This is a genomic window from Klebsiella sp. PCX (assembly GCF_021869705.1).
In the GTDB taxonomy this organism is placed as follows: domain Bacteria; phylum Pseudomonadota; class Gammaproteobacteria; order Enterobacterales; family Enterobacteriaceae; genus Klebsiella; species Klebsiella quasipneumoniae.
Map to the genome: position 1 here is coordinate 3,104,028 of NZ_CP091527.1, position 21,042 is coordinate 3,125,069.

The following is a 21,042-nucleotide window of genomic DNA, read 5'->3' on the forward strand; positions in this document are numbered from 1 at the left end:
TCACCCTGTCCTGAAAATAAGAGAAAGGTGCGCTATTCCAGCCCGAGGCTGTTGCGCAGAATATGCAGGCGTTCGTCGTCCCCGTCACGGGCGGCCTGCTGAAGAGATTTGGTTGGCGCGTGGATCAGGCGGTTGGTGAGCTTACGCGCCAGATCCTGCATAATTTCCTGGGCATCGCCGCCCTGCTCCAGCGCGGCCAGCGCCTTCGCCGTCAGCTCCTCACGGACCTGCTCAGACTGCGAACGGTACTCACGAATGGTCTCGCTAGCGCTCTGCGCGCGCAGCCAGGCCATAAATTCGCTGGTCTCCTGCTCGACGATCGATTCCGCCTGCACCGCCGCGGCCTTACGCTGCGCCAAGTTATGCTGAATGATGTTTTGCAGATCGTCGACGCTGTAGAGGTAGGCGTTAGCCAGTTTACCGACCTCCGGTTCGACGTCGCGCGGGACGGCGATATCCACCAGCAGCATCGGCTGGTTACGCCGCGCCTTGAGCGCGCGCTCCACCATGCCTTTGCCTATGATCGGCAGCGGACTAGCGGTGGAGCTGATAATGATGTCGGCCTCTTTCAGCCGTTCGTCGATATCGCTAAGGGCAATCACCTCGGCGCCCACTTCTTCCGCTAGCGCCTGGGCGCGTTCACGAGTGCGGTTGGCGATCACCATTTTGCGCACGTGATGTTCGCGAAGATGACGCGCCACCAGTTCGATGGTTTCACCGGCGCCGACCAGCAGCACCGTCACGCTCGACAAGGATTCAAAGATTTGCCGCGCCAGGGTACAGGCGGCGAAGGCGACGGAAACGGCGCTGGCGCCGATATCGGTTTCGGTACGCACGCGCTTGGCCACCGAGAACGATTTCTGGAACATCCGCTCCAGTTCGCTCACGTTGAGGTGGCCGCGGCTGGAATCGGCGAAGGCTTTTTTCACCTGACCGAGGATCTGCGGTTCGCCCAGCACCAGCGAATCAAGGCCGCTGGCGACGCGCATCAGATGGCTGACGGCGTCGTTATCCTGGTGCCAGTAGAGGCTTTTACGCAGGTCTTCTTCATTGAGGCCGTGGTAATTGCACAGCCAGCGGATCAGCGCTTCCTGCAGGTTATCCTGCTCTTCGACGCTGAGATAGAGTTCCGTGCGGTTGCAGGTCGACAGCACCACTCCACCCTGCACCATCGGCTGAGCCAGCAAGCTCTCCAGCGCCTTATCGAGCGTTTCCGGCGAAAACGTGACGCGTTCTCGCAGGGCGACCGGAGCTGTTTTGTGATTGATGCCAAGAGCTAAAAGGGTCATTGTGAGGGAGTAGTACCAGCGTTGCTAAGGTTAGTCTGAGTGCATCATACAGGATGCGCGTAATCAATAAAAGAGAGGCTCCCCTTTTGGAGTAATAGCCAAAGCAAGACCGCCATTAAGGTTAATTTTTTGATTTCAGACAACTTGAACGTAGACGCTATCGCCCGGCGACGCTAGCATTAAGGGTTATAAATGTAACCTGCTACACAAATCGGCCCGCTGTTCCCCTGCCGCCGGATTTCACTGTAGACATCAAGGATTTGTCATCATTATGAATCGACTGTTCCGCCTGCTGCCGCTGGCCAGCCTCGTCCTGACCGCTTGTTCTGTTCATACCCCCCAGGGGCCTGGCAAAAGCCCGGATTCGCCGCAGTGGCGCCAGCACCAGCAGGCTGTTCGCAGCCTCAACCAGTTCCAGACCCGCGGGGCGTTTGCCTATCTCTCCGACGAGCAAAAAGTCTATGCCCGCTTCTTCTGGCAGCAAACCGGTCAGGACCGCTATCGCCTGCTGTTAACTAACCCGCTGGGTAGCACCGAGCTGTCGCTGACCGCCCAGCCGGGCAGCGTGCAGCTGATCGACAACAAAGGCCAGACCTATACCGCCACCGATGCCGAAGAGATGATTGGCCGCCTGACCGGGATGCCGATCCCGCTGAACAGCCTGCGCCAGTGGATCATCGGCCTGCCGGGTGACGCCACCGACTATTCGCTGGACGATCGGTACCGTCTGCGCGAACTGAACTACACGCAAAACGGCAAAACCTGGCACGTCACCTACGGCGGCTACACCACCGATACCCAGCCAGCCCTGCCGTCTAATGTCGAGCTAAACAATGGCGCCCAGCGCATCAAGCTGAAGATGGATAACTGGATCGTGAAATGATGAGCCGCTGGCCCTCACCTGCAAAATTGAATCTGTTCTTATATATCACCGGCCAGCGGGCCGATGGTTACCACACCCTGCAGACGCTGTTTCAGTTCCTCGACTATGGCGATACGCTGACCATCGAACCGCGCGCTGACGGCGAACTGCGTCTGCTGACGCCGGTGGCCGGTGTACCGGATGAAGAAAATCTGATTATTCGCGCCGCGCGTCTGTTGATGCGCGCAGCCGGCGAAAGCGGCCGCCTGCCGGCGGGCAGCGGCGCCGATATCAGTATCGATAAGCGCCTGCCGATGGGCGGCGGCCTGGGGGGCGGCTCGTCCAATGCCGCCACCGTGCTGGTGGCGCTTAACCATCTCTGGGGCTGCGGGCTTTCGGAAGATGAGCTGGCGACCCTTGGTCTGCAGCTGGGGGCCGATGTGCCGGTCTTCGTGCGCGGCCATGCCGCCTTTGCCGAGGGAGTGGGTGAAATTCTCACGCCGGTGGAGCCCGAGGAAAAATGGTACCTGGTGGCTCATCCAGGCGTCAGTATTCCGACGCCGATCATTTTTCGCGACCCGGAGCTACCACGAAATACCCCGCGCCGGTCAATTAATACGTTATTAAATTGTGAATTCAGCAACGATTGCGAGCTTATCGCAAGAAAACGTTTTCGCGAGGTTGATGCCGCGCTTTCCTGGCTGTTAGAATATGCGCCGTCACGCCTGACCGGCACAGGGGCCTGTGTGTTTGCTGAATTTAACACCGAATCCGCTGCCCGTCAGGTGCTGGACACTGCCCCGGCATGGCTAAATGGCTTTGTGGCGCGCGGAGTCAATCTTTCGCCGCTCAAGCAGGCCCTGCTCTGATTCCTGCGCTGTGATGGCGCAACGATCATGAGTCAGCCGGGGAAATTGAGTTACGGTGACAACGTCACCCTGTTCCAGACGTTGCATCGTGCTCTTTAAATACACCGACTGGATCGAATGGCGCCAGCCCGCACATTATTGGCCCATTCATCCACCACTGGACGCATGCCTGAGGTTCTTCTCGTGCCTGATATGAAGCTTTTTGCTGGTAACGCCACCCCGGAACTAGCACAACGTATTGCCAACCGCCTGTACACTTCTCTTGGCGACGCCGCTGTAGGTCGTTTTAGCGACGGCGAAGTCAGCGTACAAATCAATGAAAACGTACGCGGTGGTGATATTTTCATCATCCAGTCCACTTGTGCTCCCACCAATGACAACCTGATGGAACTGGTTGTTATGGTTGATGCTCTGCGTCGTGCTTCGGCAGGTCGTATCACCGCCGTTATCCCTTACTTCGGTTATGCTCGTCAGGACCGTCGTGTTCGTTCTGCTCGTGTGCCAATCACCGCGAAAGTGGTGGCGGATTTCCTGTCCAGCGTCGGCGTTGACCGCGTGCTGACCGTTGACCTGCACGCAGAACAGATCCAGGGCTTCTTCGATGTGCCAGTTGATAACGTGTTCGGCAGCCCAATCCTGCTGGAAGATATGCTGCAGCTGAACCTGGACAACCCGATCGTGGTTTCTCCAGACATCGGCGGCGTAGTTCGTGCTCGCGCTATCGCTAAACTGCTGAACGATACCGATATGGCCATCATCGACAAGCGTCGTCCGCGCGCCAACGTCTCCCAGGTGATGCATATCATCGGCGACGTCGCTGGTCGTGACTGCGTGATGGTCGACGATATGATCGACACCGGCGGCACCCTGTGTAAAGCGGCAGAAGCGCTGAAAGAGCGCGGCGCGAAACGTGTATTCGCTTACGCGACGCACCCAATCTTCTCCGGCAACGCAATCCAGAACATCAAAAACTCTGTGATCGATGAATTTGTCGTCTGCGATACCATTCCGCTGGCACCAGAAATTAAAGCGCTGGATAAAGTGCGTACTCTGACGCTCTCCGGTATGCTGGCTGAAGCTATTCGCCGTATCAGCAATGAAGAATCAATCTCTGCTATGTTCGAACATTAATCGAGCCGAGCACAAAAACCCGCTGCGGCGGGTTTTTTTGTCTCTGCATTTTTAATTCTTCCACAACATCATTCGGCATGCGTCAAGGCGGCAAGTGAATGAATCCCCGGGAGCGTACAGGCAGTACGTGACCGGGGTAAATGAACGCAGCCAACACAGAGGCATCCCGAAAGATGACGTGGAAATGATCAATGCCTCCTTCACCTGCCATTTAGTTGACAGATGATGCGCTCATGGATGAAACATTATTGTGAACAGATTATTTTCCTCACATGTGATGCCTTTCCGCGCCCTCATCGACGCTTGTTGGAAAGAACAGTACACCACCGCCCGCTTCACGCGTGACCTGATCGCCGGGATCACCGTCGGGATCATTGCGATTCCGCTGGCGATGGCGCTGGCGATTGGCAGCGGTGTGCCGCCGCAGTACGGCCTCTATACCTCAGCGGTGGCAGGGATTGTGATCGCCTTAACCGGCGGGTCGCGCTTTAGCGTTTCCGGCCCGACCGCCGCCTTTGTGGTGATCCTCTATCCGGTTTCCCAGCAGTTCGGCCTGGCGGGGCTGCTGGTGGCGACGCTGATGTCGGGGATCTTTTTAATTCTTTTCGGCCTGGCGCGCTTTGGCCGCCTGATCGAATATATCCCGCTGTCGGTCACCCTCGGCTTCACCTCCGGGATCGGTATCACTATCGGTACCATGCAGATTAAGGATTTTCTCGGCCTGCAGATGCCCCATGTGCCGGAGCATTATCTGCAGAAAGTGGCCGCGCTGGCCATGGCCCTGCCGACCATTAACGTCGGGGACGCCGCCATCGGCGTCGTCACCCTCGGCACCCTGATCTTCTGGCCGCGGCTGGGTATCCGTCTGCCGGGCCACCTCCCCGCGCTGCTGGCCGGCTGCGCGGTGATGCTGGTGGTCAACTTGCTCGGCGGCGATGTGGCGACGATCGGCTCGCAGTTTCACTATCAGCTGGCGGACGGCACTCAGGGCAACGGCATTCCGCAGCTGCTGCCGCAGCTGGTGCTGCCCTGGGATATGCCGGGCTCCAGCTTTACCCTGAGCTGGGCTTCGCTGCAGGCGCTGCTGCCTGCCGCCTTCTCCATGGCGATGCTCGGCGCGATTGAATCTCTGCTGTGCGCGGTGGTGCTCGACGGTATGACCGGTACCAAGCATAAAGCCAACAGCGAGCTGATTGGCCAGGGGCTGGGCAACATCGTTGCGCCGTTCTTCGGCGGGATCACCGCCACCGCGGCGATTGCCCGCTCGGCGGCGAACGTGCGCGCCGGCGCCACATCGCCGGTTGCCGCCGTGATCCACGCCCTGCTGGTGATCATGGCGCTGCTGATCCTCGCCCCGCTGCTCTCCTGGCTGCCGCTGTCGGCGATGGCCGCCCTGCTGCTGATGGTGGCATGGAACATGAGTGAGGCGCATAAAGTCATCAATCTGCTGCGCCACGCGCCGAAGGACGACATCGTGGTGATGCTGATGTGCATGTCGCTGACGGTGCTGTTTGATATGGTGATCGCCATCAGCGTCGGGATCGTGCTGGCTTCGCTGTTGTTTATGCGCCGTATCGCGCGCATGACGCATCTGGCGCCGGTCAACGTCGAAGTGCCAGACGATGTGCTGGTGCTGCGGGTGATTGGGCCGCTGTTCTTTGCCGCCGCCGAAGGTTTATTCAACGATCTGGAGACCCGGATCGCCGGCAAGCGCATCGTGGTGCTGAAGTGGGACGCCGTGCCGGTTCTCGACGCCGGCGGTCTGGATGCCTTCCAGCGCTTTGTGAATAAGCTGCCGGAAGGCTGTGAATTGCGCGTATCTAACCTCGAGTTTCAGCCGCTACGCACGTTAGCGCGCGCCGGCGTCAAGCCGCTGCCAGGCCGCCTGAGCTTCTACCCCGATCGTCAGGCCGCGCTGGCTGACCTGTGATCACCCGGCGGCAGGCCCCTGCGCCTGCCGCATCAACGCCCCCGTCGCCTGTTGTAGCCAGCTCAGCACCGCCGGCGTCATCCAGGTGCCCTTCATCAAATGCGGCTCCTGCTCCATTGCCCGACGAAACTTCTGCAACGTCTGCGGCCGGGTACCGGCGTAGGACTGAAACAGCTCAAGCCACGCCCGGGCCAGCGCCTGACCCGACGCCGAGTCCGGCGCTACGCCCTCCCGGCACGCCTGATGCAGCTTCGCCACCAGCGCAGGCCACTCCTGTAGCCGGTCGAAATAGTGCCGGCGGGTGAACGCCATCTCCTCGTCGTCGAGGTAACGCGCCCAGATGGCCAGTTTGCTTTCGGCAAAGGCTTCGGTGATAAAGGCGATGATGGCCGGGGTGACGCCGGTCTGTTCAACCATTTGCGGCTCGGCGGCATGCATCTCGTTCAGGCGGGTCAGAAACTCCGGGCGCCCGGCCGTATCCTGCTCCAGGCGCTCCATCCAGCGCGTCGCCAGACTCATCGCTTGCGGACTGTCCGTCGGGCAGCCGCTCGCCATCAGCGTCTGCACCTCCTCCGTTAGCTCGCGCCACGCCTGGGCGCGCTGTTCATCTTGTGCCGCAAACGGCAGCGCGGCTAACTCCTGTTGACTAAACCAACGATCGTACATTTTCATTAACTCCAGCGTCTGTAGCCAGGACTCCAGATCGGGTTCATTGCCGCTCGCCAGCGCCTCGCGCAGCGCCAACAGCCGGTCGCGCAGCCTGGCGACATCACGCAGTTGGTCATTCAGCGTCTCTATCTGCTGCGTCAGTAGCTCAGGCAGCGACAGCGTTTGCCGATCGAGATAGTCCTTGATGGTGGCGAGCGTCAGCCCGGTCTGCGCCAGCGCCTTTATCATATGCAGGCGCTGAACCGCTGACAGGTTATAGAGCCGATAGCCCGCCTCGCTTCTGGCCGAAGGCATTAACAGCCCCGTCTGTTCATAATGATGCAGCGTACGCACCGTCAGTCCGGCGCGCTTCGCCAGCTCTCCCACCTGAATTAACATGACTGCTCCTCTCTGTGGCCAGGTCCGCTACTCTGCTGCCTGACGTAACGTCAGGGTCAAGCATAAAACGCGCTTAATATTCACTTTTGGCGGCAACCATAGCATCACGAAGCTCAGGTCGGAATGGGGGTCGTTATATGGCGGGAAAAAGAAGAAGCGATAACGAGAGTCAGAGAAAAACGCATCGGCCGCGGAAGGCCGATGCGGAAAATGCGGTTGCGGTTAGCTGTGACGATGCTGGTTACGACGGCAGCGTTTATCGTAGTGGCGCACCCACCAGTAGCGGTCGCTGACCTGCTCGTGGCCGCCAATACGGGCTCCGGCCAGCCAGAGCACAGCACCGACGAAGATGCTTAAGATAGCGCCATGCGCAAAGAATTGTGGCAGGTTAAGCTGCGGAAGCTGGTTCAGAATGGAGTAACCCACCCCCACAACCATCACCACCAACCCTAACCCCATGAGTACGTTACCGAGTAACGAAGCGTTTTTGCGTTTCATGTGTCACCTCCGGACTTTGGGTTGCCAGGGAATGTCCCCAAATCTTATAGGTGTAGTATAGACAAGGTCTCTTCTGCGGAGTGCGCCCACGATCACATTAGTGAACAGCGAATAGACAAAAATTTACAAATAAGTCTATGAACCATATCAAATTCTAATGATTTAGTGAGTAAATCATCAATGCCGGTATTGTCTTATAGCCAGAATTTTGTCAAGCGCGCCCGCAGACAGTACACTACGCGGCAGAGAATGCCCCATGCAGGATAGAAAACGTGACCATTAAACTGATTGTCGGCCTGGCCAACCCCGGTGCGGAATATGCCGCCACCCGGCACAACGCTGGCGCCTGGTATGTGGATTTACTGGCGGATCGCCATCGCGCGCCGCTGCGCGAAGAGAGCAAATTCTTCGGCTACACCTCGCGCATCAACCTGGCGGGCGAGGATGTTCGCCTGCTGGTGCCCACCACCTTTATGAACCTTAGCGGTAAAGCCGTGGCCGCGATGGCAACCTTTTATCGCATCAACCCGGACGAAATTCTGGTTGCCCATGATGAGCTGGATTTGCCGCCGGGCGTGGCGAAATTTAAGCTTGGCGGCGGCCATGGCGGCCACAACGGCCTGAAGGACATCATCAGCAAGCTCGGCAATAACCCGAACTTTCACCGCTTACGCGTCGGGATCGGCCATCCGGGCGATAAAAACAAGGTTGTCGGCTTTGTGCTCGGCAAACCGCCGGCCAGCGAGCAGAAACTGATTGATGATGCCGTCGACGAAGCGGCGCGCTGTACGGAAATCTGGTTAAAGGATGGTCTCACCAAAGCGACCAACCGTTTACACGCCTTTAAGGCGCAATAAGCCGTTGTCGTGCGGCATTTTTGCCGCGCACCGTGTATAATAGGCAAAGCTATTCAATTTTCTGCAATCTGTTCCTTGTAACAGATTGATTATCCAAAGATTAAGGTGATTTAAATCATGGGATTCAAATGCGGTATCGTCGGTTTGCCCAACGTCGGCAAATCCACCCTGTTCAATGCGCTCACCAAAGCGGGTATTGAAGCGGCCAACTTCCCCTTCTGTACCATTGAGCCGAACACCGGTGTCGTACCGATGCCCGATCCGCGTCTGGACAAGCTGGCTGAAATCGTCAAACCGCAGCGTATCCTGCCGACCACCATGGAGTTCGTTGATATCGCGGGCCTGGTTAAAGGCGCGTCCAAAGGCGAAGGTCTCGGCAACCAGTTTCTGACCAACATCCGCGAAACCGAAGCTATCGGTCACGTGGTTCGCTGCTTCGAAAACGACAATATCATTCACGTCGCGGGGAAAGTGAACCCGGCGGAAGATATCGACGTTATCAACACCGAACTGGCGCTGTCTGACCTTGATACCTGCGAACGCGCGATTCACCGCGTCTCCAAAAAAGCCAAAGGCGGCGATAAAGACGCGAAAGTTGAGCTGGCCGCGCTGGAGAAATGCCTGCCGCAGCTGGAAAACGCCGGTATGCTGCGCGCGCTGGATCTGACCAAAGAAGAGAAAGACGCCATCCGCTATCTGAGCTTCCTGACCCTGAAGCCGACCATGTACATCGCGAACGTCAATGAAGACGGTTTCGAGAACAACCCGTACCTCGATCAGGTTCGCGCCATCGCCGAGCAGGAAGGGTCTGTGGTGGTGCCGGTGTGCGCCGCGGTTGAAGCGGACATCGCCGAGCTGGACGATGAAGAACGTGACGAGTTTATGGCTGAGCTGGGCCTCGAAGAGCCGGGTCTGAACCGCGTGATCCGCGCTGGTTACGCCCTGCTGAACCTGCAGACCTACTTCACCGCTGGGGTGAAAGAAGTGCGCGCATGGACCATCCCGGTAGGGGCGACTGCGCCGCAGGCAGCCGGTAAGATCCACACCGACTTCGAGAAAGGCTTTATCCGCGCGCAGACCATCGCTTATGAAGACTTTATCGCCTACAAAGGCGAACAGGGCGCGAAAGAAGCCGGTAAAATGCGCGCTGAAGGTAAAGATTACATCGTCAAAGATGGCGATGTGATGAACTTCCTGTTCAACGTCTGATCCCGCTGGCTGGCATTTCTGCCGCCATCGAGTAATAAAAAATCCACGCTCCGGCGTGGATTTTTTTTCGTGCGCCAGACGGCGCGCTACTCCACGATATGGGTCTCTTCTGCCGCTTCGTAGCCATCAACGATCTGCACAATCTTTTTTAACTCGTCCTCAATAAAAGCCGGGGTGGCGCTTTCCCCTGAGGCCGGGTGATGAAGCTCCACCGAGATGCCGCTGGCGGCATTGGTCAGCGACAGGCTAATCTCCTGCGGATCCGCCGCAGACGAGGGTCGCCCGATATGCTGCGCGATGGTCGCCGCCGCCGCGCGCGTATCGACTTCCGCGAGATGCCCCCACCTCATTTCAACATGCCCCTGCTGCCCTGCCTTTATCACCTGCAGCGTATAACCGCTTTTTGCCGTTGCCATGTCTTATCCTCCGGTTTCATTACCCGGGCGACACATTCTCAGCCCGGTTTTATCAGCAAAGTTCGAACACTTCCGCCTTGCCGTTAATGACTCTTTTCCACATAGGTTTGCATATTTTCTTTGGTCACTAACTCAAACGGGATCCAGACATGGGACTCGACTTTTTCTCCTTTAATCAGCTTCAGCGCCACCGCTAAGGCCGTTTTGCCCTGACCAACGGCATCCTGGAAGACTGTTACCTGGATCTTATCGCTGGCCAACGCTTTCAGCCCATCCGGCGTGGCGTCGATCCCGCCGATCAGCATCTTCTTCTGGCTCTTCTCCAGCGCCATCGCCGCGCCAATCGCCATCTCATCGTTGTTCGCCGCCACAATATCAATCTCTTCCCCGTTACCTGCCCAGTTCTGCATCAGATCCATTCCCTCGCTGCGGGAATAGTTGGCCGGCTGTTTCTGCACCACTTTCATCGCCGGGTATTTGGCCACCACCTGCTCTACGTCTTTGGTGCGCTGCAGCGCGCCGGCATCGGTGAGATTGCCGATCATGATGGCGACGTTGCCTTTGTAGTTTGCCAGCTTCGCCAGCGCTTCCATCTGTAATGTACCGGACTCCCGCTCGTCCGATCCGACAAACACCACGCCAGGCGGTAACGTTTTATCCCCCGGCGTCCGGTTCACATACACCAGCGGCATTCTGGCCTGCTGCGCCATCTTCGTCAGCTGCGGGGTGCTGGCGGAGTCCACGGGGTCCACGATGATGGCGTCCACGCCGGAGGCGATGAAGCTCTGCACCTGATCGGCCTGGCGTCCGGTGTCGCCGCGGGCGTCTTCGAACTGCACATCGACGTGACGGGCTTGAGCTTCTTTCTCAATGGACTGACGGATAATGGTGAGAAAGTTTTGATCGAAGTAAGCCATCGAGACGCCGATCTTATCCGCTAATGCCGAAGCGGAACTGGCCAGAAGGCCTACTAACAGGATGATTTTACAGTGCTTCATAGCATGCCCTCAGAGGTCGAAATAAAATTTTCAATATAAACACAAACGGTATATTTAAATCATTTTCAGACTACGAAGGGCGTTCGGTTCTTGCAATCATGATGTAAAGAAAATGTTGCCATGCGCACATTTTATTTTACCGCCTCACTCATCAAGGCCTCACCGGTTTCGGGGAGCGCAGCGGGCGGCGAGGCCGGCTGATTTCGCTTCAGTAGGGCATTCTCCACGATCGGCTGTTGCAGATGCAGTTCGGCGAGGCTGCCGCGGGCGGCAGACCAGGGTTGACCCACGGGGAGCGCGGCCACCTCGCGCAATTGCTCTTCCAGCGGAACGGCGCGGTTAAGCGACTGCATGATGGCAAACACCGCCGTTTTCAGTTCGCTCACCGTCAGGTGCTTCCCCTTCTGCTCGTCGAGGGCATTGAGCTGACCGGCGAGCCGTTGCAGCTGCCGCATGCCCTCCGCCCAGCCGGTGAGGTGTTCCGCGGGCAAGCTGCTCGGCATACGGCCAGTTAATATTCGGCCGCGCCGGGTGGTTGAGCTTGTTCATTTCTGCACGCAGCGCAATAAAATCGGCCAGCGTGCGCGGGTCGCCACCGGTTTAATAGCGGAGGTCTGTATGTGTTGTCATCATGATGTCTGTCAGCGCGAGAATTAGCGGGCGGAGCGAGCGTCAAGGTACTGCTGGCGGTTGAGGTGGCGGATCAACACCCGGCCATTGCCAGGCGCTACATTACCCCGTATTTTGGGTTTCCGCTGTGGGCGGATGAAGTCACGATCGCGAGAGGAACAATGAAACCGTTATTTGTCTATGGGACGCTCTGTCCCGGTCGCAGCAATGCGCATATTCTGGAGACGATCGGGGGCGAGTGGCGTCCGGGTTACGTCACTGGCACCTTTTACGCGCGCGGCTGGGGCGCTGCCGCTGATTTTCCGGGGATCGTCCTCGACGCCAACGGCCCGCGGGTCAACGGCTATTTGTTCCTGTCCGACCGGCTGGCGGCGCACTGGCCCATGCTGGACGAGTTTGAGGAGGGGTACGATCGGGTGTCGGTTGAGGTGACCACCGACGATGGACAGCAGGTCAGCGCCTGGATTTATCAGCTCCAGCCCCGGGAGTAATCCCCCGCCAGTATCGCGCTACTGGCCACAGCGGCCCAGCACGTCCGCGGGTCTGGCGTCGTTTCCGCCAATGCAGGTATACTTGCCAGATGTTTCCTAAGCTTCAGATACGCAAATGACAAAACTTACCTTACAAGAGCAGATGCTCAAAGCCGGCCTGGTCAGCAGCAAAAAAATGGCCAAAGTCCAGAGAACGGCGAAAAAATCCCGCGTGCAGGCCCGTGAGGCCCGGGAAGCGGTGGAAGAGAATAAAAAAGCCCAGCTGGAGCGCGATAAACTGCTCAGCGAGCAGCAAAAGCAGGCGATGCTGGCGAAAGAGTATAAAGCCCAGGTCAAGCAGCTGATTGAGATGAACCGCATTACGGTCGCCCGGGGCGATATCGGCTTTAACTTTACCGATAATAATCTGATCAAAAAAATCATGGTCGACAAGACCACCCAAACCCAGCTGATTAACGGCCGTCTGGCGATTGCCCGCCTGGCGGTGGATAACAAACCTGAAGGGGAGTATGCGATTATTCCGGCGGTCGTGGCAGAGAAAATTGCCCAGCGCGATGCCAGCAGCATCGTGTTGCACAGCGCCCTGAGTCAGGATGAACAGGATGAAGACGATCCGTACGCCGACTTTAAGGTGCCCGACGACCTGATGTGGTGATCGCGGGCTTCCGGCGGCAGGCGATCAGAACGAGCTTGCCTGCTGGATATGCATCGGCTCGTGGCTGACGGGATGGACAAAGCGCAGCTCGCTGGCGTGCAGCATCAGCCGCGGAGCCTGTTCCGTGCCCGGCAATTCCCGGCCGCCATACAGATCGCAGCCAAGGATCGGATAGCCCAGCAGCTGACAGTGGATCCGCAGCTGATGGGTGCGCCCGGTCTCCGGGGTAAGCGCCACCCTCGTCAGCGCCAGCGCCCTCTCCCCTTCCCGCGTCTGGTACAGGCGGTCAATGACCCGGTAGCGCGAACGCGCCGGTTTGCCGTGCCGGACACTGATCGACATGCGCGGGAAACGGGCCGGCTCTTTGGCGATCGCCGCCTCCACGACCCCCTCGTCTTCCGGCAGATGGCCGCACAGCAGCGCCGTATAGACCTTACCCACCGTGCGCTGGCTGAACTGTTGGCACAGCGCAGCGTTAATCCCCTTGTTGCGGGCGACCACCATCAGACCGGAAGTGCCGAAGTCAAGGCGGTGTACAAGGGTACAGCCCGGAAAGCGCTGGACCAGTCGATGATGGACAGAGTCGAGGTTGCGCGGATCTTTGCCTGACAGGCTCAGCAGCCCGGCCGGTTTATTGATCAGCAGCAGGTGTTCATCCTGATACAAGAGGGTGATCTGGTCGCGGCACGGCGGCGCGACAAAGGTATCGATAATGGTGGACATCAGGCGGCCCGAAGAAGGAGTGGCTGGCGATAGTACCCCATTTTGTCCGCCGGTACGACGCTGGCGCACGATCCGCCCTCGCGGCGGTGTCATTTATCACCCACACTTATCGTAAAGGCATGGTCTGCGCAGGCAATGTGCTTTACACTGCGCGCTGCAAAATTTGAGTTAACCAACGAGTAAGAACGGTAATGGCGATGAACGGAACAATCACAACGTGGTTTAAAGATAAAGGTTTTGGATTTATCAAAGATGAAAACGGCGAAAACCGGTATTTTCATGTGATTAAGGTCGCCAATCCCGATCTCATCAAGAAAGACGCGGCGGTGACTTTCGAACCAACCACCAACAATAAAGGGCTGTCGGCCTACGCGGTCAAGGTCATTCCGGAGAGCAAATATATCTATATCGCCGGCGAGCGGCTGAAGCTGACCTCCATCAAGTCCTATGTGGTTTACCGGGAAGAAGAGCCGGTCGAGACCCGCGTGGATAAAGAAAACGCGGTGCTGTCGGTCGGGCTGCTGATGAACAGCATCCGGCCAAAATCCACGGTGCAGCCGGGAGAGATGCGCTCGGTGAAAAAGCTGGCGATCACCACCTTTCAGGGGACAACCCTGATCTTCTCGGAAGACGAAATCGATATCGATGCCACGGTAAAACTGCTCAAGGTTTGACGACCCGGCGTGCGGTCAGCCGCGCGCCCAGTCACCTGCCGAGCCGATTTTCGTCGCCATCGCCCCTCACCGGACGGGGCGAGGCGTCAGACAGCCGATAAGGATGCCGCCGCCATGCCCGTAAATTTTGACTTCAACGATCTCTATGCCTTTCGCGCCCTGATGGAGTATGGCAGCTTTCGGCTGGCCGCAGAATCCATTTGCCTGTCGCAGTCGGCCCTCAGCCGGCGCATCGAAAAGCTGGAGACCGCCTTGGGCAACCGGCTGTTCGAGCGCACCACCCGCCGCGTGACCCTTACGCTGTATGGACAGAATTTTGCCGAACGTTCAGAGCAGCTGCTGGCCCACGTCGAGACGGTGCTGGCGGATATCAGCCAGGTCAGCAAGGCGCGCACCGGGCTGGTGACGGTGGCGACGGTACCCTCTGCCGCCTACTACTTTATGCCGGACATCATCCGCAGCTTTCAGGCGCGTTATCCCCAGGTGCGTATCCGGCTGATTGACAGCAGCGTCGGGAATGTGATCGAGGCGGTCAGCAGCGGACAGGCTGACTTTGGGCTCTGCTTTGCCAAAAACCTGCCGGCCAGCATCGAATTCACCCCGCTGGCCGACGACCGCTATGTCGCCGCCTGTCGGCATGACCATCCGCTGGCAGGCAGGACGCACCTCAGCTGGCAGGCATATTTTGAACAGGATTATATTGGCCTCGATCGGGTCTCCGGCAACCGGACGCTGCTCGACCGGGAGCTGGCGCATCTGACGCCGGCGCGGCCAAGCATTTGCGAAACCCGCCACGTCACCACGATGCTGGGGATGGTGGAAGCGGGCATCGGCATTGCCGCCGTACCCGCGATGTCAATGCCCGCTGGGGAGCATTCCGTTCTCCGCGCCGTGCCGCTCACTGATCCGGTGGTCACCCGCACGGTAGGCCTGATCCGCCTCAGCGGCCGTATTCAGTCCTACGTAGCGGCAGAGCTGGAGAAGCTGATTATTGAACAGTATCCTTCTGGCTGAGCGGCGCAGCGGCGGCCACGCTTCGCATACCGGTGGCGTGGATGGTCTCCTGCGCCGCCGGTGAGGCCAGATAGGTCAGCAGCGCCTTTCCTTCCTGCGGGTGGTCGGCGCTGACGGTCACCGCCCCGGCAAAGCGGGTGATGTACTGCAGGTTATCCGGCAGTTCGCCGACGAAGGTTACGCCGGGCACCGGCAGCAGTTCGCTCACCTGCTGAAAACCGATCGCATAACGTCCCTTCGCCACTTCCGAGGCCACCGGAATACGCTCCACCATCTGCGCTTTGCTCTGCATCGCCTCATCAATGCCCAGGCGGTGGAACAGCGTCGAGCTGACATAGCGTCCGCTGGCGCTGTCGGAGTACGCGACCGACGGGGCAGCCAGCAGCGCCGCCCGCAGCTGGTCTGCGCTGCGGATGGCCGGCAGCGGCGCTCCCGCTTTCACCACCACGCCGATGGGCGAGTCGGCCAGCTCCCGGCGCGAATCCGGCTGCGTTCGGCCCGCTTTCTCGAGGCTGGTCAGCGCGTCGCCGACCATAATCACCACGTCCGCGTGTTCGCCCCGCGCCAGGCGGTTAGGGATCGCCTGCGGCGTTTTCCCCATTGACGGGCCGGGGATCACCACGAGATGGTTGCCAGTTTGTTTTTCCCACGCCGGGGCCAGCTTTTCCAGCGCCGCTTTGAAGCCGCCGGAGATCATCACGGTGACCTCAGCGGACAGCGCGCTGCCGCCGGTGGCGGCCAGCAGCAGCGTGGCCAGCAGGGTTCCTGTCGTTTTACGCATCATCCTCTCCCTGATTAACGTGCCGTCTGCAGCGCGACGGCGCTGCGGCGATAGAGGTAGCAGGTGGCCAGCAGACCGCAGACGGCGGCAAAGCTCATCCAGTAGCCAGGGGAGGCTTTATCACCGGTATATTCGATCAGCGCCGTGGAGATCACCGGCGTGAAGCCGCCAAACACCGCGGTCGCCAGGCTATAGGCCAGCGAGAAGCCTGCCACGCGCACTTCGGCGGGCATAATTTCGGTCAGCGCCGGGATCATCGCCCCGTTGTACATGCCGTAGATAAACGACAGCCACAGCAGCACGCTCAGCATCATCAAAAAGCTCGGCGCGTTCGCCAGCATGGTCAGCGCAGGCCAGGCAGTAGCCAGCGCCAGCAGCGTCATGGCAATCAGCACCGGTCGGCGGCCAAAGCGGTCGGACAGCGCCCCGCCCACCGGCAGCCAGAAGAAGTTGGAAATCGCCACCAGCAGCGTGACCAGCAGGCTGTCAGAGGCGCTGAGCATCAGCACTTTTTTGCCAAAGGTCGGCGCATATACAGTGATCAGGTAGAACGCGGTGGTGGTCATCGCCACCATCATCATCCCCGCGATGACCACCTGCCAGTTCGCCAGCAGGGTGGCGAATACCTGGCGCATCGCCAGGTGATGGCGGCGGGCAGTAAACTCCTGGGTCTCCTCCAGCTTACGGCGCAGCACAAAAATGAACGGCACGATCAGGCAGCCGAAAAGGAACGGAATACGCCATCCCCAGTCGCTGATGGCGCTCTGCTCCAGCACGGCGTTGAGGGCAAAGCCCATCGCGGCCGCCACCATGATGGCGACCTGCTGGCTGCCCGACTGCCAGCTGGTGTAAAACCCTTTGCGGCCCGGGGTGGCGATCTCGGCCAGATAGACGGATACCCCGCCCAGCTCAGCGCCGGCGGAGAAGCCCTGCAGCAGACGGCCGATCAGCACCAGCAACGGCGCCCACAGGCCAATGGTCTGGTAAGAGGGGATCAGCACGATCAGGAAGGTGCCGGTGGCCATGATCGACAGGGTCACAATCAGCCCTTTGCGCCGCCCTACCTTGTCGATATAGGCGCCAAGCACGATGGCGCCGATGGGCCGCATCAGAAAGCCGGCGCCAAAGACCGCAAAGGTCATCATCAGCGAGGCGAATTCACTGCTGGCCGGAAAAAAGGTATGTGCGATGTAGGTGGCATAAAACCCGAACAGGAAAAAGTCGAACTGTTCGAGAAAGTTACCGGACGTGACGCGCAGAATGGCGCCGAGCCGATCACGGGTACTCATCAGTGAGGTTGTCGAATGCATGCAGGTCTCCAGTTTGTTATCCACGCGTTGTCGCGCGCCTGTTGCTGAAGACTGAAACAGAACCCGGTATGAAATAAGCGTAATAAACGCATCCATTGATGCAATTTACGCATAAATAACATTTAGCTAATTAACATTACTTTTATATACAATCATTTAACACTTTCTGTACCCTCAGCATCGGTGGTGGAGATGAAAATGTGAGTTTTCCGTTTTGTGACCGAGGCCAGGGTACGCGGTTGCGCCCCCGACGGTATAAGACATGCCCGGTCCGGGACGGTTAACGCGATGCGCAGCGGCGATAGGTTAATAACCCGGATGTGGCCTCAGGGCGCCGGCGCCGTGGCGACGTTCCCCAGCGTCTGCAGCAGGGAGATCAGCCAGCGGGTGGCCTCGCGTTTCCCGCTGCGTTTATGGGCGTAAATCTTGACGTCAAACGGGGGAACCGGAAACGGCAGCGGGAAAATGGTCAGCCGGGCGGCGCGGGCCATCGTCTCCGCCGCCCGCCGGGGCAGCGCCATCATCAGATCGCTCTGCTCAATAATAAAGGGGGCGCTCAGCATCGAGGGCGTTTTCACCGCCACCTGCCGCGAATAGCCCTGCCGCTCCAGCTCGCAGTCCAGCACCCCCTGCCGCTCATTCCACGGGGTTACCACCAGATGACGGGCCGCAAGATAGGCGTCCAGGGTCAGCGCCGTGCGGTCAGCCTGACTGATGACCACATATTCGTCCCGCAGCCAGTTGATCTCCTCAAGATCGGGATGGGCTGGCTCGTCAGGGGTGTTGAACCCGAGAGCCAGGTCGACCTCGCCCGCCAGCAGCTCGGTCAGCGCCGGGCTATGGGGCAGATAACGAAGCTCAAACCGCAGCCCGGGCGCCTCCCGCTGCAGGCGGTGCATCAGCGTCGGAAAGACGCAGAATGCGGTGAAATCGGTGATCGCAATCTGCATGCAGTCGGTGCTGGCGCTCGGCACAAACGCCGCCGGCGGCGTCAGCTCCTGATTGAGAAATTTCAGCGCCGAAGCGATAGAGGGCGCCAGCTGGCTGGCATAGACGCTGGGACACATCCGGTGGCCTTCGCGATAGAACAGCGGGTCGTTGAGGGCGCTGCGCAGCCGGGAAAGCGCATGGCTCAGCGCCGAGGTGCTCATCGCCAGCTCTTCCGCCGCCAGGCGCACCGAGCGGGAGCGATAGACCGCGTCAAAGACCGGCAGCAGGTTGAGGTCAATCCGGCGCAGGACTGGATGCATAATATTCATCATTTGCTGATTTCATTGCACTTAATTCTTTTCACAATACCGCTTATGCTCTGGGTCAGCAATGTTGCTTTCCTTGATACCATTCAGACAGGACGACCCATGAGCATCACGATCCGCCAGGCCACCCCGGACGACGCCACCGCCATTTACGACATGATTTATGAACTCGCGGTCTACGAGAAAGCCCCCGAAGAGGTGGTGACGACGGCAGAGGAGATCAGAGAGACGCTGTTTGCCAGCAGCAGCAAAACTGAGGCGCTGATCTGCGAGGTGGCGGGCAAAGCGGTGGGCTACGCCGTGTTCTTCACCAGCTACTCCACCTGGCTTGGCCGCAATGGCATCTATATGGAAGATCTGTACGTGACCCCCGACTATCGCGGGATCGGCGCCGGGAAAGCGCTACTGAAAACCATCGCGCAATATGCTGTACAGCGTCAGTGCGGGCGTCTGGAGTGGAGCGTACTCGACTGGAACCAGCCGGCGATTGATTTCTATCTGAGCATTGGCGCGCAGCCGCAGGATGAGTGGGTGCGTTATCGCCTCACGGGCGATGCGCTGCGGGCCTTTGCGGAGTAAAGCGGCTCGCCAGCAGGTCGGCGCCAGGCGTCGACCTGCTGGCCGCGGATCAGGCTTCGACCGCGCTATTCTGCAGCTGCGGACCGGCCAGCGCCAGACGCGCGCCCGCTTCGGTATCGCTGTACTGCTTAAAGTTATCCATAAACAGCTGAGCCAGACTCTCCGCCTTCTCCTGCCACTTATCCGCTGAGCTCCAGCCATTACGCGGATCCAGCACCGCGCTGTCGACTCCCGGAATGCTCTGCGGGATCGCAAGATTGAATACCGGGATGGCCTCATCGCGCAGCGGGCCGGTGGTACCGTTGAGGATTGCGCTAATGATGCTGCGGGTATCGCGCAGCGACAGGCGTTTGCCCTCGCCGTTCCAGCCGGTGTTGACCAGCCAGGCTTCCGCACCGGATTCCGCCATCTTCGCCGCCAGGACGCTGGCGTACTGGGTCGGGTGAAGCAGCAGGAACGCCGCGCCGTAGCAGGCGGAGAAGGTCGGCGTCGGCTGGGTAATGCCACGCTCGGTGCCCGCCAGCTTCGAGGTGAAGCCCGACAGGAAATGGTACTGCATCTGCTCGGTGGTCAGACGGGAGACCGGCGGCAGGACGCCAAACGCGTCAGCGGCAAGGAAAATGACCTTCGACGGATGGCCTGCGCGGGACACCGGCTTGACGATATTGTCGATATGCGACAGCGGATAGGAGACGCGGGTATTCTCGGTTTTGCTGCCGTCGGCATAATCCACGCTGCCGTCGGCGCGCACCACCACGTTTTCCAGCAGCGCATTGCGGCGGATGGCGCCATAAATCTCCGGCTCCGCCTGCGGGTCGAGATTAATGGTCTTGGCGTAGCAGCCGCCTTCGAAGTTAAATACCCCGTCATCGTCCCAGCCGTGCTCGTCATCGCCAATCAGCTGACGATGCGGGTCGGTGGACAGCGTGGTTTTGCCGGTACCGGAGAGGCCGAAGAACAGCGCGACGTCCCCTGCTTCGCCACGGTTGGCCGAGCAGTGCATCGACGCGATGCCTTTCTGCGGCAGCAGGTAGTTCATGACCGAGAACATCCCTTTTTTCATTTCGCCGCCGTACCAGGTGCCGCCGATGAGCTGAATACGCTCGCTCAGGTTAAAGGCGACGAAGTTCTCGGAGTTCATGCCCTGCGCCTGCCAGTTGGCATTGGTGCAGCCGGCGCCGTTGAGCACCACGAAGTCTGGCGTAAAGCTGGCCAGCTCGTCGGCGCTCGGCACGATAAACATGTTTTTGACAAAGTGGGCCTGCCACGCCACCTCGGTAACGAAGCGCACGCCAAGGCGGGTGTCCGGGCTGGCGCCGCACCAGGCGTCGATGATGTACAGTTTTTTGCCGCTCAGCTGGCCTGCGACCAGGCTTTTCAGGCTGCGCCACACGTCTGGCGATAATGGCTTATTGTCATTGCGGCCGAGGCCGGAGTCAGCCCACCATACGGTGTCGCGAGTCTGCTCGTCTCTGACGATATATTTATCGCGCGGCGAGCGGCCGGTGAAGATACCGGTATCCACTGCCACAGCACCAGAGTCGGTCATCACGCCGCGGGCCGCGCCGGTCAGCTCAGGGGAGGTTTCATGTGCAATAAGCAAATCGTAATCAGGGTTGTAAAACAATTCGCCGCTTGCATTAATCCCCAGCTCCTGCAGAGCCATTTTTACTGATTCAATTTGTTGTGACATGGAACTCCTGACAAACTATTTAAGGTAAGAGGCCTGGGTTATTCATTGCTTTCGTCTTCGTCGCCCGCTATTGAATAAGATAATTCCGGGGCAATGAAATAAAGCAATAAATAACCGTGAGTCGCGATTT

The 21,042-nt window shown here is 59.1% G+C and carries 21 protein-coding genes and 1 pseudogene; 11 read left to right on the forward strand and 11 right to left on the reverse strand.

The genetic code is table 11. The features are described 5' to 3' along the window. Positions 1–32: 32 nt before the first annotated feature. Complete coding sequence (gene hemA / locus GQR96_RS14795) at positions 33–1,289, reverse strand: glutamyl-tRNA reductase (protein WP_002910404.1); 1,257 nt, start codon at positions 1,287–1,289, stop codon at positions 33–35. A 271-nt stretch (positions 1,290–1,560) separates the two neighbouring features. On the opposite strand from hemA, the gene lolB reads away from it, so the two are divergent. The 4 genes from lolB (at position 1,561) to dauA (ending at position 6,081) form a co-directional block, all read left to right on the forward strand. Then, entirely contained in the window at positions 1,561–2,172 is a 612-nt protein-coding gene (lolB, locus tag GQR96_RS14800) for a lipoprotein insertase outer membrane protein LolB (RefSeq protein ID WP_004203216.1), read from the forward strand. Next, positions 2,172–3,020: a 4-(cytidine 5'-diphospho)-2-C-methyl-D-erythritol kinase gene (gene ispE / locus GQR96_RS14805; RefSeq protein ID WP_072140567.1), complete on the forward strand. Its 849-nt coding sequence runs from the start codon at positions 2,172–2,174 to the stop codon at positions 3,018–3,020. Before lolB ends, ispE begins: the two co-directional genes overlap by 1 nt. 183 nt (positions 3,021–3,203) lie before the next feature. Beyond that, positions 3,204–4,151 carry a ribose-phosphate diphosphokinase gene (prs, locus tag GQR96_RS14810; protein WP_002910407.1) on the forward strand — a complete coding sequence of 316 codons (948 nt, stop codon included), beginning with the start codon at positions 3,204–3,206 and terminating at the stop codon, positions 4,149–4,151. A 250-nt stretch (positions 4,152–4,401) separates the two neighbouring features. Further along, positions 4,402–6,081, forward strand: a complete 1,680-nt coding sequence (gene dauA / locus GQR96_RS14815) for a C4-dicarboxylic acid transporter DauA (RefSeq protein ID WP_004203219.1) — start codon at positions 4,402–4,404, stop codon at positions 6,079–6,081. On the opposite strand, the gene GQR96_RS14820 is transcribed toward dauA, so the two are convergent. Together GQR96_RS14820 and ychH are read right to left on the reverse strand one after the other, a co-directional pair. Beyond that, complete coding sequence (locus tag GQR96_RS14820) at positions 6,082–7,128, reverse strand: MerR family transcriptional regulator (protein WP_065904551.1); 1,047 nt, start codon at positions 7,126–7,128, stop codon at positions 6,082–6,084. It lies immediately after the preceding gene. A gap of 222 nt (positions 7,129–7,350) precedes the next feature. Beyond that, on the reverse strand, positions 7,351–7,626 hold the full coding sequence (gene ychH / locus GQR96_RS14825; RefSeq protein ID WP_002910437.1) for a stress-induced protein YchH: 276 nt from the start codon (positions 7,624–7,626) through the stop codon (positions 7,351–7,353). Between the two features lie 272 nt (positions 7,627–7,898). Here ychH and pth point away from each other — a divergent pair, with 272 nt between their 5' ends. Continuing rightward, complete coding sequence (gene pth, locus GQR96_RS14830; protein WP_004180389.1) at positions 7,899–8,483, forward strand: aminoacyl-tRNA hydrolase; 585 nt, start codon at positions 7,899–7,901, stop codon at positions 8,481–8,483. 117 nt (positions 8,484–8,600) lie between these two features. Further along, complete coding sequence (ychF, locus tag GQR96_RS14835; RefSeq protein ID WP_004203224.1) at positions 8,601–9,692, forward strand: redox-regulated ATPase YchF; 1,092 nt, start codon at positions 8,601–8,603, stop codon at positions 9,690–9,692. 86 nt (positions 9,693–9,778) lie between these two features. On the opposite strand, the gene GQR96_RS14840 is transcribed toward ychF, so the two are convergent. The 3 genes and pseudogenes from GQR96_RS14840 to GQR96_RS14850 form a co-directional block, all read right to left on the reverse strand. Next, the gene (locus GQR96_RS14840) at positions 9,779–10,108 is read right to left on the reverse strand and encodes a DUF1869 domain-containing protein (protein WP_057215950.1); all 330 of its coding nucleotides are present in this window, start codon (positions 10,106–10,108) and stop codon (positions 9,779–9,781) included. Positions 10,109–10,191: 83 nt separating this feature from the next. Further along, positions 10,192–11,106, reverse strand: coding sequence for a sugar ABC transporter substrate-binding protein (locus GQR96_RS14845; protein WP_069135365.1), 915 nt, complete (start codon positions 11,104–11,106; stop codon positions 10,192–10,194). A gap of 131 nt (positions 11,107–11,237) precedes the next feature. Beyond that, positions 11,238–11,600: pseudogene (locus GQR96_RS14850) on the reverse strand (VasL domain-containing protein); the annotation flags it as partial. A 297-nt stretch (positions 11,601–11,897) separates the two neighbouring features. On the opposite strand from GQR96_RS14850, the gene GQR96_RS14855 reads away from it, so the two are divergent. Further along, on the forward strand, positions 11,898–12,227 hold the full coding sequence (locus tag GQR96_RS14855) for a gamma-glutamylcyclotransferase family protein (RefSeq protein ID WP_004203231.1): 330 nt from the start codon (positions 11,898–11,900) through the stop codon (positions 12,225–12,227). Positions 12,228–12,342: 115 nt separating this feature from the next. Continuing rightward, on the forward strand, positions 12,343–12,882 hold the full coding sequence (locus tag GQR96_RS14860) for a DUF2058 domain-containing protein (protein ID WP_004203232.1): 540 nt from the start codon (positions 12,343–12,345) through the stop codon (positions 12,880–12,882). A gap of 24 nt (positions 12,883–12,906) precedes the next feature. Here the strand turns inward: GQR96_RS14860 and GQR96_RS14865 are convergent, their stop codons facing one another. Continuing rightward, the gene (locus GQR96_RS14865; RefSeq protein ID WP_069135364.1) at positions 12,907–13,605 is read right to left on the reverse strand and encodes an RluA family pseudouridine synthase; all 699 of its coding nucleotides are present in this window, start codon (positions 13,603–13,605) and stop codon (positions 12,907–12,909) included. Positions 13,606–13,796: 191 nt separating this feature from the next. Here GQR96_RS14865 and GQR96_RS14870 point away from each other — a divergent pair, with 191 nt between their 5' ends. Further along, positions 13,797–14,279 (forward strand): cold-shock protein, encoded by a 483-nt coding sequence (locus GQR96_RS14870; RefSeq protein ID WP_004203243.1) that lies wholly within the window; start codon positions 13,797–13,799, stop codon positions 14,277–14,279. Positions 14,280–14,393: 114 nt separating this feature from the next. Then, a complete protein-coding gene (locus tag GQR96_RS14875; protein ID WP_017899856.1) occupies positions 14,394–15,293 on the forward strand; it encodes an L-proline-binding transcription factor PsrA in 900 nt (299 codons plus the stop codon). On the opposite strand, the gene GQR96_RS14880 is transcribed toward GQR96_RS14875, so the two are convergent. The 3 genes from GQR96_RS14880 to GQR96_RS14890 all read right to left on the reverse strand — a co-directional run bounded on the left by GQR96_RS14880 (position 15,268) and on the right by GQR96_RS14890 (position 18,643). Then, on the reverse strand, positions 15,268–16,077 hold the full coding sequence (locus tag GQR96_RS14880) for a substrate-binding domain-containing protein (RefSeq protein ID WP_074186501.1): 810 nt from the start codon (positions 16,075–16,077) through the stop codon (positions 15,268–15,270). The two genes, GQR96_RS14875 and GQR96_RS14880, sit on opposite strands and share 26 nt — an antisense overlap. A gap of 11 nt (positions 16,078–16,088) precedes the next feature. Beyond that, positions 16,089–17,384, reverse strand: a complete 1,296-nt coding sequence (locus tag GQR96_RS14885) for an MFS transporter (protein WP_023318579.1) — start codon at positions 17,382–17,384, stop codon at positions 16,089–16,091. Positions 17,385–17,710: 326 nt separating this feature from the next. Further along, entirely contained in the window at positions 17,711–18,643 is a 933-nt protein-coding gene (locus GQR96_RS14890) for a LysR family transcriptional regulator (protein ID WP_064177966.1), read from the reverse strand. Positions 18,644–18,742: 99 nt separating this feature from the next. Between GQR96_RS14890 and GQR96_RS14895 the strand changes: the two genes are divergently transcribed. Next, on the forward strand, positions 18,743–19,219 hold the full coding sequence (locus GQR96_RS14895; RefSeq protein WP_004203250.1) for a GNAT family N-acetyltransferase: 477 nt from the start codon (positions 18,743–18,745) through the stop codon (positions 19,217–19,219). 49 nt (positions 19,220–19,268) lie between these two features. Here the strand turns inward: GQR96_RS14895 and pckA are convergent, their stop codons facing one another. Then, positions 19,269–20,912: a phosphoenolpyruvate carboxykinase (ATP) gene (pckA, locus tag GQR96_RS14900; protein WP_053810212.1), complete on the reverse strand. Its 1,644-nt coding sequence runs from the start codon at positions 20,910–20,912 to the stop codon at positions 19,269–19,271. Between the last annotated feature and the right edge of the window lie 130 nt (positions 20,913–21,042).

Coding starts and splice junctions, on each gene's coding strand:
- hemA (WP_002910404.1), bottom strand. CDS start 1,289: ATGACCCTTTTAGCTCTTGGCATCAATCACAAAACAGCTCCGGTCGCC.
- lolB (WP_004203216.1), top strand. CDS start 1,561: ATGAATCGACTGTTCCGCCTGCTGCCGCTGGCCAGCCTCGTCCTGACC.
- ispE (WP_072140567.1), top strand. CDS start 2,172: ATGAGCCGCTGGCCCTCACCTGCAAAATTGAATCTGTTCTTATATATC.
- GQR96_RS14820 (WP_065904551.1), bottom strand. CDS start 7,128: ATGTTAATTCAGGTGGGAGAGCTGGCGAAGCGCGCCGGACTGACGGTG.
- ychH (WP_002910437.1), bottom strand. CDS start 7,626: ATGAAACGCAAAAACGCTTCGTTACTCGGTAACGTACTCATGGGGTTA.
- ychF (WP_004203224.1), top strand. CDS start 8,601: ATGGGATTCAAATGCGGTATCGTCGGTTTGCCCAACGTCGGCAAATCC.
- GQR96_RS14840 (WP_057215950.1), bottom strand. CDS start 10,108: ATGGCAACGGCAAAAAGCGGTTATACGCTGCAGGTGATAAAGGCAGGG.
- GQR96_RS14845 (WP_069135365.1), bottom strand. CDS start 11,106: ATGAAGCACTGTAAAATCATCCTGTTAGTAGGCCTTCTGGCCAGTTCC.
- GQR96_RS14855 (WP_004203231.1), top strand. CDS start 11,898: ATGAAACCGTTATTTGTCTATGGGACGCTCTGTCCCGGTCGCAGCAAT.
- GQR96_RS14860 (WP_004203232.1), top strand. CDS start 12,343: ATGACAAAACTTACCTTACAAGAGCAGATGCTCAAAGCCGGCCTGGTC.
- GQR96_RS14865 (WP_069135364.1), bottom strand. CDS start 13,605: ATGTCCACCATTATCGATACCTTTGTCGCGCCGCCGTGCCGCGACCAG.
- GQR96_RS14870 (WP_004203243.1), top strand. CDS start 13,797: ATGGCGATGAACGGAACAATCACAACGTGGTTTAAAGATAAAGGTTTT.
- GQR96_RS14875 (WP_017899856.1), top strand. CDS start 14,394: ATGCCCGTAAATTTTGACTTCAACGATCTCTATGCCTTTCGCGCCCTG.
- GQR96_RS14880 (WP_074186501.1), bottom strand. CDS start 16,077: ATGATGCGTAAAACGACAGGAACCCTGCTGGCCACGCTGCTGCTGGCC.
- GQR96_RS14885 (WP_023318579.1), bottom strand. CDS start 17,384: ATGCATTCGACAACCTCACTGATGAGTACCCGTGATCGGCTCGGCGCC.
- GQR96_RS14890 (WP_064177966.1), bottom strand. CDS start 18,643: ATGAATATTATGCATCCAGTCCTGCGCCGGATTGACCTCAACCTGCTG.
- GQR96_RS14895 (WP_004203250.1), top strand. CDS start 18,743: ATGAGCATCACGATCCGCCAGGCCACCCCGGACGACGCCACCGCCATT.
- pckA (WP_053810212.1), bottom strand. CDS start 20,912: ATGTCACAACAAATTGAATCAGTAAAAATGGCTCTGCAGGAGCTGGGG.